The organism is Acinetobacter sp. GN11, from assembly GCF_054823985.1.
Genome location: NZ_JRVL01000150.1, coordinates 91,682 through 109,481 on the forward strand (window position 1 = coordinate 91,682; position 17,800 = coordinate 109,481).

A 17,800-nucleotide genomic window follows, 5' to 3' on the forward strand; every position below is an offset into this window, starting at 1 on the left:
CAGATGACGCTTCCACGTATCCATAATTTAAATCGAATTCTTAAACTCTTCAATGGCTGTTCTGACAGCTTGCCACTCATCTCCAAGCGATAAGGTTTCACCAATCTGAATTTGTGGAATTTGACCACGCATGCGTTCTAAACGTTCTTGATTTGGTAGCTCTAAGTTTGCAATACCTTCAAGTGCTGTACATGCCGCACTACGGTCATTACACACCAGCCCCATATCACAACACGCGGTTAAAGCAGCTTGAATACGTGCATCTGCGCCACCTGCTACACAAGCAGCTTGCATGCTTAAGTCATCAGAGAAAAGTACACCATCAAACTTCAAACGGTTGCGTAGAACTTCTTGAATCCAGAACGGTGAAAAACCTGCTGGATTTGGATCGATCTGATCATAAATCACATGTGCAGGCATGAGTGCATCAAGCTGTGGCATGAGCTTAATAAAGCTTTGCATGTCATGGTTGTAAATTTCATCATAGCTACGGCTATCGATTGCAGCTGCAACATGAGAGTCGGCTTTCACTGAACCGTGGCCCGGGAAGTGTTTGCCCGTGTTTGCCATTCCAGCTTTTTTCATGCCTTGCATAAATGCACCAGCAAGCGGGGCAATATCCTCAATATTTTTAGAGAAACCACGATCACCGATCACATCACTAATTGCATTGAGGTCTAAAACGGGTGCAAAACTAAAATCGATACCTACAGCCAAGACTTCGGTTGCCATTAACCAACCGCACTGTTCAGCCAGTTCCAGTGCTTTTTGAGGTTGAGTAATATAGAGTTCACCAAAACGACCCATGGCCGGTAATAAGGTAAAACCTGATCTTAGGCGCTGAACTCGACCACCTTCTTGGTCGACAGCAATTAAAATATCTGGACGAATTTGACGCATATGGTCCGTTAATGCACGGACTTGTGGTGGAGATTCAATATTTCGTGCAAATAAAATCATGCCACCGACTTGCGGAGCGCGTAATAGTTCAATATCTTCTTGAGTAAGTTCTGTGCCGGCGATGTCCAGCATCAATGCGCCAATCATATTGGTTCCATTTGAATTTTGATTGAAAAACAATAAGCGAATTTTGCAATGTTTTGCTACATTTTGTCAGTACAGAATATGATAAAACTACACGGTATAAACAATTTAGTTGGTTAAGATTTTGAATCTGCTTAGTTCATATCGAAAACAGAGCGTGTAAGATAGGAATACCCAAGGAAGTATTAAAAATTTATGAAACTTCAAACTATAGCTTGTGCAGTAGCGATCGCGACTGGCGGTTTATTCTTCTCTCATACGATGAATGAAGCGAGAGCAGCAACGAATACTGCTGTAGTTTCTCAATCGATCCAGCCAACGCAAGAACAGGCTTTGGTGGCTCGCCAACTGGCAACTTTAGTTGATCGCCAACATTATTTGAATATGCGTCTGGATGCGACGACATCAAATCGTATTCTCGATATGTATTTAGATAGTCTTGATCCGGATCACTCACTATTTTTAGACGCAGAAGTTCAAAATTATAAAAAACTATATGGTTCAAATTTTGGTGCTTCATTAAAAGCGGGGAATTTAACAGGACCGTTTGCAATTCATCAGCAATATCGTGAGCGCTTAAAACAATTTTATGAGTTCATGTTGACTGAGTTGAAGCAGCAGCAAAATTTAAAACAGCCAAACAGCTATATTGAAGTTGATCGTGAAAAAGCACCGTATTTTAAAACTGCGGCTGATCAACAAAATCATTGGCGCAAAATGTTGGTTTCGCAGTTAATCAATTTAACAATTAGCCGTGAAGAAGAGCAGGCGAAACAAAAAGCGCTTAAAGAAAATCCTTCACTTGCTGATGGTCAAGACTTAACTGGCCCAGAAGATTTAACACCAGCTCAGACCTTAACTAAACGTTATACGCGTCAGCTTGAAAGAATTAGTCGTGTGAAAAGCGATGATGTGTTGGACAAAACATTAAATGCCATGTTGGCGACCTATGATCCACACAGTAACTATTACCCGCCAATTGATGCGATCGAATTGAATCGCCAAACGACTTTGCAACTAGAAGGTATTGGTGTATCGATTCGTCCAGAACGTGGTAATGAAGATTACACCAAGATTGAAACCATTGTAGAAGGTGGTCCTGCAAGTAAGTCTGGCCAAGTGAAATCAGGAGATCGAATCGTTGGTGTCGCCCAAGAAGGCGAGAAAATGATTGATGTGGTTGGTTGGTCAAGTTCTGAAATTGTTGGACTTATTCGTGGTAAGCGCGGAACCAAAGTTACGTTAAAACTTCTTGGTGCTGGTGCATCAATGAGTCAAGCACGTAATGTGACCTTAGTACGTGATGTGATTCAAGAAGAAGACGCTGGTGTTCGTTCACGTACAGTTGAAGTTAACCGCGATGGTAAAAAGCACCTATTAGGCGTAATTGAAATTCCGTCATTCTATTTTGACTATCGTTCACGTCGTGCGGGTCAACAATACCGTTCAGTTTCTGAAGATACTGCAAATGCTTTTGAAGCGTTAAAAGCGAAGAAAGTAGAAGGTATCATTATTGACTTGCGTAATGACCCAGGTGGTTCATTAGAAGAAGTTGCACGTATGCTCGGTCAAGTGATTAAGTCGGGCCCAGTGGTACAAATTCGTGATGGCAATGGCAACGTAAGTGTTTTTGAAGACAACGATGGTGGTCAACAAATTTACACTGGCCCCCTTGCTGTAATGGTGAACTTGGCATCTGCGTCTGCAAGTGAAATTTACTCTGCTGCAATCCAAGACTATGAGCGCGGTATTATTATTGGTAGCACAACGACTGGTAAGGGTACAGCTCAGGTACAACTTGACACTCTGGCATATGGTCAAGCGACTCTAACTCAGCGTAAGTTCTACCGTATTACGGGTGGTAGTACACAAAATAAAGGTGTAGTGCCAGACATCAAACTCGTCGATATCTATAACGAAGAGTTTGGTGAACGTAAATCGAAGAATGCATTGAAGTGGGACACAATTCCTACTGCACCATTTAAACGTGAAGGTTCTGTTCAGCCGTATGTCACAAAGTTGTCTCAGTTCTCTGAACAACGTGTTAGCAATGATGCTCAGTTTAAATATCTAAATAAACGTACTGCGATTGCTAAAGTGACGAGCGACCAAAAACAAGTAGTACTGGATATTGATAAACGCCGTGCAGAATTACTTGGTCTAGAGAAACAGACTTTAGATGCAGAAAATGAACGCCGTGCAGCAAGTGGTCAAAAGCCTTTTGCAAATTGGGAAAGCTATCAAGCTTCACTAGATGCTCTAGCTGAATCTCGCGCTAAAATGAAAGCATCACAACGTCCTGCGTTGCCAGAAGAAGAAACTTTTGTGACTGAAGCTGCAAACGTACTTATGGATTATGCAAAATTGCAAAATCGCTAAGTATTACTAAGTCTTAAGAAAAAGCATGCTGTTATCAGTGTGCTTTTTTTATTTTTCATGTCAGTAAACTGTCATGCATTCATCATCAAAATGTCAAAAAAACTGCTTAATCTTTAAGCATGAAAATAAATACATTGATGGATGGCGCTATGCAAAGCTCATACGCGACAGCACTATTAAAAGAACAGCAACTTCCTGAAAGCTTCCAATTCTTTTTTAAACACAAGCAGCAGCTATCCAATACGCATTCATTGCATGATTTGGTACGCCCACGTTTAAAGATTGCGATTGTTACTGAAACTTGGCCACCCGAAATCAATGGTGTGGCACTTTCATTATTACAACTATGCCAAGGTTTGCAAAAACTGGGGCATAAGATTTTACTGATTCGCCCAGAACAAAAAGCAAAATGCCATGACTTTACCCCAGAGCAAGAATGTCTGGTGATGTCGCAGGCTATTCCAAAATATCCGACTTTGCAGTTTGGTTGGCCACAATATTTAAAAGTATCGAAAGCTTTTGAAAAGTTTGTACCCGATGTGGTTCACATTGTGACCGAAGGACCATTAGGTTTAACTGCCATGCAAGCTGCCAAAGCAAAAGCTATTCCAGTTTCTAGCGGCTTTCATTCACCGTTTCAAGATTTTAGCCGGTTCTTCGATTTGGCTTTTTTAGTCAAACCGATTCAAAAATACCTGTGCTGGTTTCATAACAATACTCAAGTGACTTGTGTGCCAAGTAAAGATACACAAGAAGCATTACGCGGTTTCGGTATTACTTGCCCGTTGGTTGTTGTTGGACGCGGTGTAGACACAACAAGATTTTCACCAAAGCATCGCTCTGAGAATTTACGAAAACAATGGGACGCCGATGAGAATACTCGCGTTATGCTTTATGTGGGACGTTTGTCTCCAGAAAAAGAAGTGCAAGTGCTCATTGAAAGTTATGCAAACTTACAAACTGTTCAGTCCCATAGAACTAAGTTAGTTATTGTGGGAGATGGCCCAGATTTTGCTCGCTTAAAGTCATTGCCTGAAGCGAAGGGCGTTATCTTTACTGGAAGTCTGAGAGGTCAAGATTTGGCAGCTGCCTATGCGAGTGCAGATGTATTCGTATTTGCGAGTCAAGTTGAAACGTTTGGTAACGTAGTTTTAGAGGCGATGGCAAGCGGTTTACCAGTTATCGCGTATGATTATGCATGTGCACATCAATATTTAACCCATGGTGTGAATGGCTGGTTAAGCCCACTTGGACAAAAAAGCCACTTTATACAACAAATTTATCAGCTTCCTTCATTACAACAACTTAGAGAAATGGGCGTACAAGCCTGTCAGAAAGTACAGCAAAGCGGTTGGCAACTTCCGGTTCAGCAATTGGAGCAGGCATTTTATCAGGTAGTGAAGGAGCCCTCGGTGGACTTCACCTAAGTATCCTAAAATAGGAGAATGACCATGAAATTTAAGAATGCAAAAATAAAAATACTCGATTTAGATTTAAGAGGCTGTTTATATCTTAATAATTTCTCTCACTCACAGCGTGTTGCCCTTTTTTTCAAAATCATTAGTCGTGTCGGTGACGGTCCATTTTGGTATCTAATGCTGGCAATTGTGTGGGGGATGCAAGGCATCACTTATAGCCTGCAAATCATCTACTTGTTATTAGGTGGTTCTATTGGTACCGCAATTTATAAATTCTTAAAACATAAAACAACACGACCTCGGCCTTATCAGGTACATCAAGTGATTGTGCTCGGTGAAAGACCACTTGATCATTTCAGTTTTCCATCGGGTCACACGCTTCATGCTGTGATGGTCACAATCGTTTTGGGTTATATCCAGCCCGCTCTGCTTGCGGCGATGTTTCCTTTCATGGTGCTTGTAGCATTGTCTCGTATGGTACTTGGTCTTCATTACCCAAGTGATGTGATTGTCGGTGCACTCATTGGTGCGGCGGTCGCGAGTATGATTATCTTTATGGCGCCACTCTTGAACATCGCTTTATAAGCATCGGTAATTTTTATCAGCTTAAGCTATCGATTAGGTTTGTGGATTTGCTAAAGTACACAGTTCTTGATTTAGCAGATTAAACAGATAGGAGCCGCTATGGGCTTGCGTTGGACAGATACGATTGATATTGCCATTGAATTGTCAGAAGCACATCCAGAAGTTGATCCGCAATGGATTCGTTTTACCGATTTACATGCATGGGTATGTGCTTTACCAGACTTCAATGATGACCCAAATAAATCGACAGAAGGATTGCTAGAAGGGATTCAAATGGCCTGGATAGACGAAGTTCGCTAAAAACAGTAGAAATAATCGCAACTTTTACACATTCAAAGCTGATTATTGCCTATGACATCGGTATAATGCGGCAAATTTTTTAAAGTTTAAATCTTAAAATAAAGGAGCCACTCATGGCTATTGAACGTACTTTGTCTATCGTAAAACCTGATGCAGTGTCTAAAAACCACATCGGTGATATTTTTGCTCGTTTTGAAAAAGCGGGTTTAAAAATTGTTGCGACTAAAATGAAACACCTTTCTCAAGCTGATGCTGAAGGTTTCTATGCTGAGCATAAAGAACGTGGTTTCTTTGGTGACTTAGTTGCATTCATGACTTCTGGTCCAGTTGTAGTATCTGTACTTGAAGGCGAAAATGCAGTTCTTGCACACCGTGAAATCTTAGGCGCTACAAACCCTAAAGAAGCAGCTCCTGGCACTATCCGTGCTGACTTTGCTGTAAGCATCGACGAAAATGCTGCTCACGGTTCTGACTCAGTTGCTTCTGCAGAGCGTGAAATTGCTTACTTCTTTGCTGACAACGAGATCTGCCCACGCACTCGTTAATCGAAAGCATTCAAACCAGATAAGTGGTATACTACTTATCTGGTTTTTTTATTCTCTCAAGAGAATATTGTTTGATTCTTGAACAATATCTTCAGTTTTTTGACATGGTTTAGGTAAATACACATGAGTTCTGCAGAGGTCGTTTCATCTGAAAATCTTGATGGACAGCAGCAATCTTCGTCCAGGCTGGCAATGCCTGCTGCCGAAAATAAAGTGAATTTACTCGGCATGTCTCGTACTGAATTAGAAAAATTCTTTGAAGATATTGGCGAGAAAAAGTTTCGTGCCGGACAGGTCATGAAATGGATACATCAATACTTCATTACTGATTTTGCTGAAATGACCAATATTTCAGGCAAATTACGTGCGAAGCTTGAACAGATTTGTGAAGTCAAGGCTCCTGAAGTTGTTCACCGTCACTATTCAAAAGACGGTACACGTAAGTGGGTTTTTCGTGTAGGTGATGGTGTAGGTTCTTTAGTTGAAACTGTATTAATTCCTGCTGAAGATAAAACAGGCTTGCGCAAAACTTTGTGTATTTCTTCACAAGTCGGTTGTGCATTGGACTGTTCATTTTGTTCAACAGGCAAACAAGGTTTCCAACGTGATTTAACGCCAGATGAAATCATTGGACAACTCTGGATGGCAAACTATTCTTATATGGAAGAAGTGCCCGTTGCCGAGCGCGAGCGTTCAGTGACTAATGTCGTGATGATGGGTATGGGAGAGCCATTGCTCAACTATGATGCTGTATTAAGCTCAATGCGCATTATGCTTGATGACTTCGCCTATGGCATGTCTAAGCGCCGTGTGACTTTATCAACATCAGGTGTTGTACCGAAAATTGATCAACTTGCAAAAGACATTGATGTTGCTTTAGCAATTTCTTTACATGCGCCAAACGATGAATTACGTAACGAATTAGTGCCAATTAATAAGAAATATCCATTGGCTCAGTTAATTGCTGCATGTCAACGTTATATTGCCAAAGATGGTAATGAAAGTTCGCGTAAACATGTGACTATTGAATATGTGATGTTAGAGGGTGTGAATGATCATCCTGAACATGCACAGCAAATGATTAAATTGTTAAAAAACTTACCAAGTAAAATTAATTTAATTCCATTTAATCCGTTCCCGCATGCACCATATGGTCGCTCAAGCCGAAATCGAATTATCTCGTTCCAAAAAACTTTGTCTGATGCTGGATTTGTGTGTACGATTCGTCAAACACGTGGTGATGATATTGACGCTGCATGTGGACAGTTAGTCGGTCAAGTGGCTGATAGAACTCGTCGTGCTGAACAGTGGCAGAAAAAAGTCACACAGCGTCAAGAGATTTTGCGTACACAAGGATAAATTGAGGGCAGGCTTTGAGTACTCCAAAGTTAAAAGCGGTATTAATGGGGGTTGCAGTTGCACTTTTGGTAAGTGGTTGCCAGACAACGCATCTGCAAAAAAAAGACCCAGAAAAAGCGGTAAAAGTACGTACACAACTTGCTGCTGAACATATCCGTTCGGGTGACTTGGATTCGGCAAAGCGAGCTCTTGATCAAGCTTTAAGTGTAGATAGCCGTGACGCAACGGCAAATATGATGATGGGTATTTTACTACAGCAAGAAGGTAGTAAGCCTAACTTAGAAAAAGCTGAACATTATTTTAAACGAGCAATTTCATCTGAACCAGATAATGCTCAAGCACATAATAACTATGGTACTTATTTATACCAAATGGAACGCTATAATGATGCGATCGAGCAATTTCGCATTGCTGGAACAACATTAGGCTATGACCAACGCTATCAGGCATTAGAAAATCTGGGGCGTATTTATTTAAAATTGGGTGATGTTGCGAATGCTGAAAAAACATTCAAACAATCACTCCTTGCTAACCGCGACTCTTATATTTCAATGTTAGAGTTAGCGGAAATTTTTTATTTGCAGCAGCAGATTCCGGCTGCTACACAAATGTATGAGCAATATGTTCATATAGTGGGGCAGAAAAATCAGGGTGCAAGAGCACTTTGGATTGGTGTAAGAGTGGCTCGAGCCAATGCGGATAAAATGGGAATGCAAGTCTTAGTAAACCAGTTACGTGCTTTGTTCCCGGAAAGTCCAGAATATCAACGTTATTTGCAATTACAGTATAGTACTGAGGCCGTATGGAAATAAATCCTAATTCACAGCAGCCAACTGGCTCAAGCTTACCGACTTCTGCTTTAGGAAATATTCAACGTCCTGGTGAGTATTTACGTCAAATTCGAGTGGCTCAGAATAAAGAGTTAGGGCAAGTTTCTTCAGATTTAAACATGCCAGTCAAAACTCTAACAGCTTTAGAGCAAGATGATTACAAGTCATTGCCAGAAGCGACTTTTATCAAGGGTTATTACCGTTCATATGCAAAATATCTAAAAACAGATGCGACGGCAATTATTCAGCGCTTCGATGAGATTTATGCAAATGATACTGGGCTTTTACCAAACCATGCCTTAAATAATTCACCAATTAAAATCATGGGTAAACTCCCTGGTTCTAATAGTGACCGTAATAAGAAATGGTTGAAGCGTGCACTTCTTGCAATCGTGGTTATTGCTGTTGTGTCATTGATTGTCATGGGTATTCAAAAATGGACTTCAAAGAAAGAAGATGCTGATTTACCTAAAGTAAATCAATCTAATGTTGAAGTTTTACCTATGAAAGGAAATGCCACCTCAACAGTGGGCGATCAATTGGTGTTAAACTTTAACCGACCAACTTCTGTTCATATTGTTGATGCAACAGGTAAAGTTTTGGCGACAGGTCGTCAGTCATCAACTTTAAACCTAAATGGTGAGTCTCCATTCCAGATTCGTCTTGATGATGCAACTGCTGTGTCATTAAGTTTAAACCAAGAACAGATTTCATTGTCTCCATATACGGTAAACGGTAAAGCTGAATTCCGTTTATCCCGCTAATACCATGAGTTGAGCGATACAATGATAGAGAACCCAATTAAACGTCGACCAACACGAAAAATCCGTGTTGGGTCGGTGTATGTCGGTGGCGATGCACCTATTAGTGTGCAAAGTATGACAAACACTGAAACTTGCGATGTTGATGCAACCGTTGCTCAGATTGAGCGTTGCGTTGATGCAGGTGCTGATATTATGCGTGTTTCGGTCCCATCTATGGAAGCTGCTGAGGCATTTGGCGCCATTCGTAAGCGCGTTTCAGTACCATTAGTTGCCGATATTCATTTTGACCATAGAATTGCCTTGGCAGTTGCAGATTATGGTGCAGACTGTTTACGTATTAATCCGGGGAATATCGGGTCAGACCAGAAAGTTCGTGAAGTCGTTGCTGCGGCACGTCATCATGGCATTTCAATGCGTATTGGCGTTAATGGCGGTTCTCTAGAAAAAGATTTACAAAAGAAATATGGCGAACCTACAGGTGAGGCGCTGCTTGAGTCAGCGTTACGCCATATTGATATTTTAGATCGACTCAATTTCCATGAATTTAAAGTCAGTGTAAAAGCATCTAATGTGTTTTTAACGATGGATGCTTACCGTTTACTTTCAAAACAAATTGATAATCCATTACATCTTGGTGTTACTGAAGCGGGTATTTACCGTACTGGTACTGTGAAATCAGCGATTGCCCTTGGCGGATTATTGATGGAAGGTATTGGCGATACGATGCGTATTTCGCTTGCTGCCGAACCAGAAGATGAAATCAAGATTGGTTTTGATATCTTAAAATCATTGGGGCTTCGCTCTAACGGAATTAACTTTATTGCTTGTCCGAGTTGTTCGCGCCAAGAATTTAACGTTATTCAAGTGATGCAAGCTTTGGAAGAACGTTTAGAAGATATTCGTACTCCAATGGATGTGTCAGTGATTGGTTGTAAGGTAAATGGCCCGGGTGAAGCAAAAGAAGCCGATATCGGGGTTGTGGGGGCCGCGCCTCGCTCATTGGTTTATCGTAATGGTGAGAAAAGCCATTTAATCGATACCGATCAATTGGTTGATGAAATCGAAACAATGGTTCGTCAACGTGTCCAAGAGCTTGAAGAAGCTAAATCTAAAGAAATTATTCGTAGTTCATCATGAGTTCAATAGTCGCAATCAAAGGTTTTAATGACGTTTTGCCAACGCAAACAGTAGCGTGGAGACGTCTCGAGAAATATTTAGCATCGTTAATGGATGCTTATGGTTATCAACAAATTCGTTTGCCGATTATTGAACAAACGGGATTGTTTAAACGTACTATTGGTGATGCCACTGATATTGTTGAAAAAGAAATGTATACCTTTTTTGACAAAGGCAATCCACCTGAGTCGTTAACCTTACGTCCAGAAGGTACGGCTGGTTGTGTTCGCGCTATGCTTGAACATAATTTGTTGCGTGGTGCTACACCACGTGTGTGGTATATGGGACCTATGTTCCGTTATGAAAAGCCACAAAAAGGCCGTTATCGTCAGTTTCACCAGTTTGGTGTGGAAACTTTTGGCGTAGCAACACCTGATATTGATGCAGAATTGATTTTGTTGACTGCACGCTTATGGAAACGTATGGGTGTTGCTGATAAGGTTCAACTTGAGTTGAATACTTTAGGTGAGGTTGATGAGCGTGCTGAATACCGCAATGCATTGGTTGCGTTCTTAAATGAACATAAAGATGCGTTGGATGAGGATTCTCAGCGTCGTTTAACGACAAACCCGTTACGTATTTTAGATTCTAAAACTGAATCTACCCAGAAAATTCTGGAAAATGCGCCGAAATTACACGATTTCTTAAAAGAAGATAGTTTGGATCATTTTAAGCAGTTACAAGATTATTTGACTGCTGCTGGTATCCAGTTTGTAATTAACCAGAAGTTAGTACGTGGTCTGGACTATTACAACAAGACTGTTTTTGAATGGACGACTACGGCACTTGGTTCACAAGGCACAGTATGTGCTGGTGGACGTTATGATGGTTTGGTTGGCCAATTAAAAGGTAAGCCAGATCAATCTGTCCCAGCTGTTGGTTTTGCAATGGGTATGGAGCGTTTATTGCTTCTGCTTGAGCAGGTTGAACAGGCAGAAGTTATTCGTGATTGTGAAGTCTTTTTGGTTGCAGAACCTGCTTATCAAACGAACGCTTTGATTTTGGCAGAACAATTACGTGACCAGTTAGAAGCTGCAAATAGCAGTATTCGAATCAAAACAGGTTCGCAAGGCAGCATGAAAAGCCAGATGAAAAAAGCTGATCAGGCTGGAGCAATCTTTGCTTTGATTTTAGGGGAACGAGAGTGGGAAGCGCAGCAGCTTGCTATCAAAGAGTTGGCAACAGCTGAGCAGTCACAAGTCGCAATTGCTGACCTCGTACCATTTTTAATCCAAAAATTTACAAAATAAACTGAAACATCTGGAAAAGGACAATCACATGAGCGTAAGTGATGAAGAACAATTCGACAGCTTAAAGTCGTTCGCCAAAAAATATGGTTCTGCCATGATTAGCGGAATTCTCATTGCGTTGATTGCCTTTTTTGGGTGGACATACTGGCAAAAAAAGAATTTGGCAACTAGCCAAGTCGAAACTGCAAAAGTACAGCAGTTAATGGATGATGCAAATGCGAGTGCCGACAATCCTAATGCCTTAAGCTCAGTAACTGCATCGGCAGATAAAATTGTAAAAGATGATATCGATTCTGTTCAGGCTATACAGACTCAGTTTGTATTAGCAAAATTAGCCTATGAAAAACAGGATTATGCTGCTGCTGAAAAAGCATTAAAAAAAGTTGAAAATTCAAAAGTAAAAGATGAAGGTTTAATGCAGGTTGTGAAATTGCGTTTAGCAGATGCACAATTGGCACAAAACAAATATGATGAAGCATTAAAAACCTTATCTGGTAACGTCGATCCTGCATTTAAAGCAACGGTAGAAGAGTTACGTGGTGATATCTTTGTTGCTAAGAAAGATGTTGATTCTGCTAAAAAAGCGTATCAGGCAGCTTGGAATTCGTTACTAGAACGTAAACAAGAGCGTCAAATTTTACAAATTAAACTCGAAAGTGTTGGCGTTTTAGTTGAAGATCCACAGATTGAGCGCCCAATTTTGGAAACACAGGTGGAAGAGTCTTAATGAATCAGAAATTCAAACTGCCTTTGGCAATTGCAATCGCATCGGCTGTACTGGTGGGATGTTCGAGTAATAAAGTAAAAGAAGTAAAACCTAATCCGCTACCGAAATTGACCGAGTCGAAAAAGACCTTAACGCCAGTGTTTTCGCGTAGTGTTTCTTCTACTGATAAGGCTGATCCATTACGTTTGCAACTTGATGCAAACGACGGTGTAGTTTTCACTCTTGATCCAAAAGGTGAAGTCGCTGCATATCGTGGTAAACAACGTATTTGGGAAAAGAAAGTCAGCAAATTAGGCTTGAGCTCTGGTGTTGAAGCTGCTGAAGGAATTGTTGTTGTTGGTAATAGTAAAGGGCAACTTTTTGCACTAGATCAGGCAACAGGCGAACAGAAGTGGACTGCGCAGTTATCTGGTGCATTGTTAAGCCCGTCATTGGTTCAATCTGGACGCGTTATTACCATTGCGAATGATGGTACTGTATTTGCGCATGATGCTACTTCGGGCCAACAAGTTTGGGCTTATAAATTACCAAATGTACAATTTAGTTTACGTGGTCAGGCATCACCGGTAAGCCTTGATCCTCGTACTGTATTAATTGCATCTGCCAATGCGTATGTTTATGCAATTGATACGATTAGTGGTATTCCACGTTTCCAACGTCGTGTTGCAGTGAGCGAAGGTCGTTCTGATATTCAACGTTTAATTGATATCGATGGCGATCCAACTGTAGCTGGACAGTTTATGGTAACGACTAGTTTCCAAGGTCAAGTGACTGTAACGGATCTTGCTTCTCAACGTGTAGTTTGGAGTGAAGATTCGAGCAGTACCAAACGTCCAGAAGTTTATGACAACAAAGTATTTGTCTCTTCAACAGATGGTAAGTTAACAGCTTACGATTTAGCATCTGGTGAAAAAATCTGGGAAAATGATAGTTTATTAAACCGTCATTTAAGTAATCCTGTTGTGCTAGGACAAGATCTTGTTGTAGGTGATTTAGATGGCGTATTGCATCTTGTTGAACCAGCAACAGGTAAATTAATTGGTCGTTCAAAAACAAGTGGTGAAGTTAATACATTACGTGTTATCGAGAATCAACTTTATGTTTCGACCAGAAAAGGCGATTTAAGTATTTGGCAGAATCGTTAATTTCGTTCGCTTGTGCTAAAATAAGCGCTTAACAAATTATGCTGTTAAAAATATCGGGGTGTTTGAATTAAATCAGTTCAAAGCCCCGTCTTTTATTATGGTCATCTCTGACCTTAAAATATATCTCCTGTACTGTTTTTAATGCTCATGCCATGAGATATGGCAGGTCTTGAATTAAGGTTATTGTATGAAACCCGTTATTGCGCTCATTGGTCGTCCGAATGTCGGAAAATCAACGTTATTTAACCAGATTACCAAGAGTCGTGATGCACTTGTAGCCGACTTCGCGGGCCTGACTCGTGACCGTAAATATGGTGATGCAACTTATCAGAATAAGTCTTTCATTGTTGTTGATACTGGCGGTATTGGTGAAAATGAAGGCGGTATTGATAACTACATGGCCGAGCAGTCAAAAACGGCGATTAATGAAGCAGATATCATCATTTTCGTGGTTGATGCGCGTGCTGGCTTATTGGCTTCAGATGAACAAATTGCACGTGAACTACGTACTTTGGGTAAAAAAGTTTACTTGGTTGCCAATAAAGTTGATGGTGTTCATGCAGAAGCTGCGTTGGTTGAGTTCTACAAACTTGGTATGGGTGAACCCTTACAAGTTGCTGCCAGCCATGGTCGTGGTGTACAGCAAATGCTTGAGGATGTCTTAGTAGACGTACCTGAAGATGAAAATCCAGAAGAACATGACAAAGCAACAGGCTTACGTTTAGCGATTATTGGTCGTCCGAATGTGGGTAAATCGACTTTGGTCAATCGTTTACTGGGTGAAGACCGTGTAGTTGCATTTGACCAACCAGGCACAACGCGTGACTCGATTTACATTCCATTTGAACGTGATGGTCGTCAATATACCCTCATTGATACAGCGGGTGTGCGTCGTAAAGGTAAAGTTGATGAAATGATTGAGAAATTCTCAATCGTGAAAACACTACAAGCAATTAAAGATGCACATGTGATTGTGGTGGTGTTGGATGCCCGTGAAGGCGTAGTTGAACAAGATCTACATTTGATTGGTTACGCGCTTGAAGCTGGTCGTGCCATGGTGATCGCCATTAACAAATGGGACAACATGACTGAATACGATCGTAAACAGTGTAAGTTGGATGTTGATCGTCGTTTTGACTTTATTCCTTGGGCGAAAGTCCATTTAATCTCGGCATTGCATGGCACTGGCGTAGGTGAAATGTACCCAACCATCCATCGTGCTTATGATTCATCACATTTAAAAGTTTCACCTGCAAAATTAACTCAAATTTTGAATGATGCTACAGATGCACATCAGCCACCAATGGTGGGTGGTAAACGTATTAAAATGCGTTATGCGCATATGGGTGGACAAAATCCACCAACGATCGTAATTCACGGTAATAAGGTCGACAAAACCCCAGCGGATTATCGTCGTTACCTTGAGAATGTGTTCCGTAAAGTTTACAAACTGGAAGGAACGCCAGTACGTGTTGATTTTAAAACTTCGGAAAACCCATTTGAAGGACGTAAGTCACAAGTGGACGAACGCGTTGCAGCACGTAAACGTCGTTATGTACAGAAATTCAAAAAAGCTGAGAAAAAGTTTAAACGTTAAGCTTTCTAAAGTTCAAAAACCCAAAGTTTTCTTTGGGTTTTTTATTGCAAATAAATGAGCATGTGCCAAGAGTTATGAAAAAATGTGAATGATAAACGTAATTTTTTGTAAATTTCATAACGAATGCTATAATCAGCATCTTTATAAAATAATTTATATTCCGACAGAATAACGCTGCTTAGGGTTCACTTTTAGCATGGTAACATTACATCTTGCTCAGCTTGCATTTACACATGCTCAGCCCTCATATACAGCGCTTGACTGTATTCCAGCTATGCAACGTAGACGGTTATCGCCATTGGCTAAACTTGCTTTAAACAGTGCGCTTGGTGCATTAAATGGTAGTAGAGCTGATTATATTGTTTGGGTGTCACGATATGGTGACGAGTCTAAAACGTTGAATATATTGAAAGACGTTTTAAGTGAGCAAACTCCATCACCCACACAATTTTCAACGTCTGTCCATAATGCAATTTCTGGGCTTTATTCTATTTTATGTCAGGATGATACGCCATCTACCAGCCTAAGCTGTTCATGGACTGAAAGTTTAATTGAAGCCTATGCACTTTTAAAGTCAATGAAAGATATCCAGCGGGTATTAGTCGTTGCTTATGATGAACCTTTACCCCCAATTTATGCTGAGGCAGTCGATTTCCCTGCTTATGCTATGGCTGCGGTCGTTACTCTAGAGCAACCTAATTTACAAATTACTGCGTGGACACATACAGTTGAAGCAGATGGTCCTACTTTTGCTCATTTTTGGCAGGATGCTGACCAGTTAATATCTGCATTTGGGTGGAACAAATGCTAAATCTTAAAAATCTGAAACAAAAAGGTAATTATTGCTGGCGTGTAGCTGCAACTGGTTTTAGTTTTGCCAGTTTCGGTTTGGGCGGTATGGCAATTGCCACCGTCATTGCACCAGTACTGAATGCCACAACCTCTGACTCTGAAAAGCGTCAGCAACGTGCACAGAATGTGATTAAGTATAGCTTTAAAGGCTTTACCGAAATGATGGTCAAACTGGGCATTATGACTTATTCGGTAGAAGGTTTGGAAAAGCTACAGAATAGTCGTCAAGAGCTAGTTATCGCCAATCATCCGAGTTTGATTGATGTTGTAGTACTAATTGGTATGATGCAGCAGGCTAATTGTGTGGTGAAGCAGTCTCTTTGGTCAAACCCTTTTACCAAAGGACCTGTACAAAGTGCGGGTTATATTTTGAACGCTGGCTCTCAGCAATTTGTTGAAGACTGTGTGACGCGTCTGAAAGAAAATAATTCGGCTTCTCTTTTAATTTTTCCGGAAGGAACGCGTACTGAAAAAGGGATGACCCTAAACGAATTTCAGCGCGGCGCAGCCAATATTGCCATTCGTGCAAATGTACCAATTCGCCCAGTAATTATTACCTGCACACCATCGACATTAACCAAGAATGAAAAATGGTACCACGTACCATCTCAACCCTTTCATATCGAGGTCAAGGTTTTAGATGCTGTACAGGTATCAGATTTGTTAGATGATTTAACAGTAGGACCTAAACAAGTTCGTCAGTTAAGTCGTAGTTTTTATAAAATTTTTGATGAAGAGTTATCTTGAAATGAGCAATCTTGCTGATGAACTAAAGCAAATGATTATTGATGTTTTAGCACTAGAAGATATCACTATTGCGGATATTGATACAGAAGCTCCATTATTTGGAGAGGGCTTAGGATTAGACTCGATTGATGCACTTGAGTTGGGACTGGCTTTAAAAAAGCGTTACAACATTCATTTAAATGCAGAGTCGGATGAAACCAAACAGCATTTTAAATCCATCCAGAGTTTGGTTGCTTTAGTTGAAGCACAACAGAAGTCATAAGGAGCGTGATGATGTTATCTCAAGAACAAGTATTAACTAAACTCCGCGAATGGATGGAAGATTTGTTTGAAATTGAGCCGGAGTCTGTTCAACTCGATTCGAATCTTTATTCAGACCTTGATGTCGACAGTATTGATGCGGTTGATTTAGTTGTAAAAATTAAAGAGTTAACGGGCAAACAAGTAAAGCCTGAAGACTTTAAAAATGTGAGAACCGTACTGGATGTTGTAACGGTAATCCAGAACATGACTGCTGAATGAAATTTATTCTTAAAGGGATAGTTGCAGCACTTTTTGTGCTGTATCCCTTTATTGTGGGTTGGAGTCTGACACACGGACAATTCATTTGGGTGAGCCTATTACTCATCGGATTAGGTGTGGTCAGACTTTTTAGTAAAGGCAACTCATTATTATGGCCTTTAACTGGTTTTGCCATTGTTTGTGGCAGTCTTAGCTTGTTGTCACATAATCATGCTTGGTTAAAGTTATATCCGGTTGGCATGAGTTTGGGTGCATTGGTTATTTTTGCACTGACACTGATAAAACCACCGTCTATGATTGAACGCTTTGCCCGACTCGTTGAACCTGATTTACCTCCTTCTGGTGTGCAGTGGACCAGACAGGTGACTAAGGTATGGTGCATTTTCTTTTTCTGTAATGCATTGATTGCTTTAAGCACCGTACTTTTTACATCGACTCAGCTTTGGGTCATTTATAATGGCTTTATTTCTTATGTGCTGATGGGCATTTTGTTCGTTGGTGAATTTATTTTGCGTAAGCGACATCAGCGTTTACATTCTACAAATCATTAATTAAAAACT

19 protein-coding genes are annotated in these 17,800 nt (G+C 40.6%); 18 read left to right on the top strand and 1 reads right to left on the bottom strand.

The window, feature by feature from the left end:
- Positions 1–27: 27 nt before the first annotated feature.
- Entirely contained in the window at positions 28–1,047 is a 1,020-nt protein-coding gene (nagZ, locus tag NL42_RS13265; RefSeq protein WP_461313083.1) for a beta-N-acetylhexosaminidase, read from the bottom strand.
- 192 nt (positions 1,048–1,239) lie between these two features.
- Here nagZ and NL42_RS13270 point away from each other — a divergent pair, with 192 nt between their 5' ends.
- The 18 genes from NL42_RS13270 to NL42_RS13355 all read left to right on the top strand — a co-directional run bounded on the left by NL42_RS13270 (position 1,240) and on the right by NL42_RS13355 (position 17,791).
- Entirely contained in the window at positions 1,240–3,423 is a 2,184-nt protein-coding gene (locus tag NL42_RS13270; protein WP_461313084.1) for a carboxy terminal-processing peptidase, read from the top strand.
- A gap of 137 nt (positions 3,424–3,560) precedes the next feature.
- Complete coding sequence (locus tag NL42_RS13275) at positions 3,561–4,850, top strand: glycosyltransferase family 4 protein (RefSeq protein WP_461313114.1); 1,290 nt, start codon at positions 3,561–3,563, stop codon at positions 4,848–4,850.
- A gap of 24 nt (positions 4,851–4,874) precedes the next feature.
- On the top strand, positions 4,875–5,426 hold the full coding sequence (locus tag NL42_RS13280) for a phosphatase PAP2 family protein (RefSeq protein WP_289781517.1): 552 nt from the start codon (positions 4,875–4,877) through the stop codon (positions 5,424–5,426).
- Positions 5,427–5,525: 99 nt separating this feature from the next.
- Complete coding sequence (gene iscX, locus NL42_RS13285) at positions 5,526–5,726, top strand: Fe-S cluster assembly protein IscX (RefSeq protein ID WP_003654869.1); 201 nt, start codon at positions 5,526–5,528, stop codon at positions 5,724–5,726.
- Between the two features lie 113 nt (positions 5,727–5,839).
- Positions 5,840–6,271 (top strand): nucleoside-diphosphate kinase, encoded by a 432-nt coding sequence (gene ndk, locus NL42_RS13290; RefSeq protein WP_003654870.1) that lies wholly within the window; start codon positions 5,840–5,842, stop codon positions 6,269–6,271.
- Between the two features lie 123 nt (positions 6,272–6,394).
- Positions 6,395–7,630, top strand: coding sequence for a dual-specificity RNA methyltransferase RlmN (gene rlmN / locus NL42_RS13295; RefSeq protein WP_461313085.1), 1,236 nt, complete (start codon positions 6,395–6,397; stop codon positions 7,628–7,630).
- Between the two features lie 14 nt (positions 7,631–7,644).
- Positions 7,645–8,442 carry a type IV pilus biogenesis/stability protein PilW gene (pilW, locus tag NL42_RS13300; protein ID WP_461313086.1) on the top strand — a complete coding sequence of 266 codons (798 nt, stop codon included), beginning with the start codon at positions 7,645–7,647 and terminating at the stop codon, positions 8,440–8,442.
- On the top strand, positions 8,433–9,224 hold the full coding sequence (locus NL42_RS13305; protein ID WP_461313087.1) for a helix-turn-helix domain-containing protein: 792 nt from the start codon (positions 8,433–8,435) through the stop codon (positions 9,222–9,224). The genes pilW and NL42_RS13305 overlap by 10 nt, the downstream gene beginning before the upstream one ends.
- Positions 9,225–9,245: 21 nt before the next feature.
- A complete protein-coding gene (ispG, locus tag NL42_RS13310) occupies positions 9,246–10,361 on the top strand; it encodes a flavodoxin-dependent (E)-4-hydroxy-3-methylbut-2-enyl-diphosphate synthase (protein ID WP_199965884.1) in 1,116 nt (371 codons plus the stop codon).
- The gene (gene hisS / locus NL42_RS13315) at positions 10,358–11,650 is read left to right on the top strand and encodes a histidine--tRNA ligase (RefSeq protein WP_461313088.1); all 1,293 of its coding nucleotides are present in this window, start codon (positions 10,358–10,360) and stop codon (positions 11,648–11,650) included. The genes ispG and hisS overlap by 4 nt, the downstream gene beginning before the upstream one ends.
- Positions 11,651–11,678: 28 nt before the next feature.
- The gene (locus tag NL42_RS13320) at positions 11,679–12,377 is read left to right on the top strand and encodes a YfgM family protein (RefSeq protein ID WP_461313089.1); all 699 of its coding nucleotides are present in this window, start codon (positions 11,679–11,681) and stop codon (positions 12,375–12,377) included.
- The gene (gene bamB / locus NL42_RS13325) at positions 12,377–13,522 is read left to right on the top strand and encodes an outer membrane protein assembly factor BamB (protein WP_461313090.1); all 1,146 of its coding nucleotides are present in this window, start codon (positions 12,377–12,379) and stop codon (positions 13,520–13,522) included. Before NL42_RS13320 ends, bamB begins: the two co-directional genes overlap by 1 nt.
- 187 nt (positions 13,523–13,709) lie before the next feature.
- Positions 13,710–15,119 (top strand): ribosome biogenesis GTPase Der, encoded by a 1,410-nt coding sequence (gene der / locus NL42_RS13330; RefSeq protein WP_003654885.1) that lies wholly within the window; start codon positions 13,710–13,712, stop codon positions 15,117–15,119.
- 196 nt (positions 15,120–15,315) lie between these two features.
- A complete protein-coding gene (locus NL42_RS13335) occupies positions 15,316–15,930 on the top strand; it encodes a beta-ketoacyl synthase chain length factor (RefSeq protein ID WP_461313091.1) in 615 nt (204 codons plus the stop codon).
- Positions 15,915–16,718, top strand: coding sequence for a lysophospholipid acyltransferase family protein (locus tag NL42_RS13340; RefSeq protein WP_252610394.1), 804 nt, complete (start codon positions 15,915–15,917; stop codon positions 16,716–16,718). Before NL42_RS13335 ends, NL42_RS13340 begins: the two co-directional genes overlap by 16 nt.
- 1 nt (position 16,719) lies before the next feature.
- Entirely contained in the window at positions 16,720–16,980 is a 261-nt protein-coding gene (locus tag NL42_RS13345; protein WP_000067033.1) for a phosphopantetheine-binding protein, read from the top strand.
- Between the two features lie 5 nt (positions 16,981–16,985).
- Positions 16,986–17,240 carry an acyl carrier protein gene (locus tag NL42_RS13350; protein WP_080649511.1) on the top strand — a complete coding sequence of 85 codons (255 nt, stop codon included), beginning with the start codon at positions 16,986–16,988 and terminating at the stop codon, positions 17,238–17,240.
- The gene (locus NL42_RS13355; RefSeq protein ID WP_461313092.1) at positions 17,237–17,791 is read left to right on the top strand and encodes a COG4648 family protein; all 555 of its coding nucleotides are present in this window, start codon (positions 17,237–17,239) and stop codon (positions 17,789–17,791) included. Before NL42_RS13350 ends, NL42_RS13355 begins: the two co-directional genes overlap by 4 nt.
- The last annotated feature ends 9 nt before the right edge of the window (positions 17,792–17,800 follow it).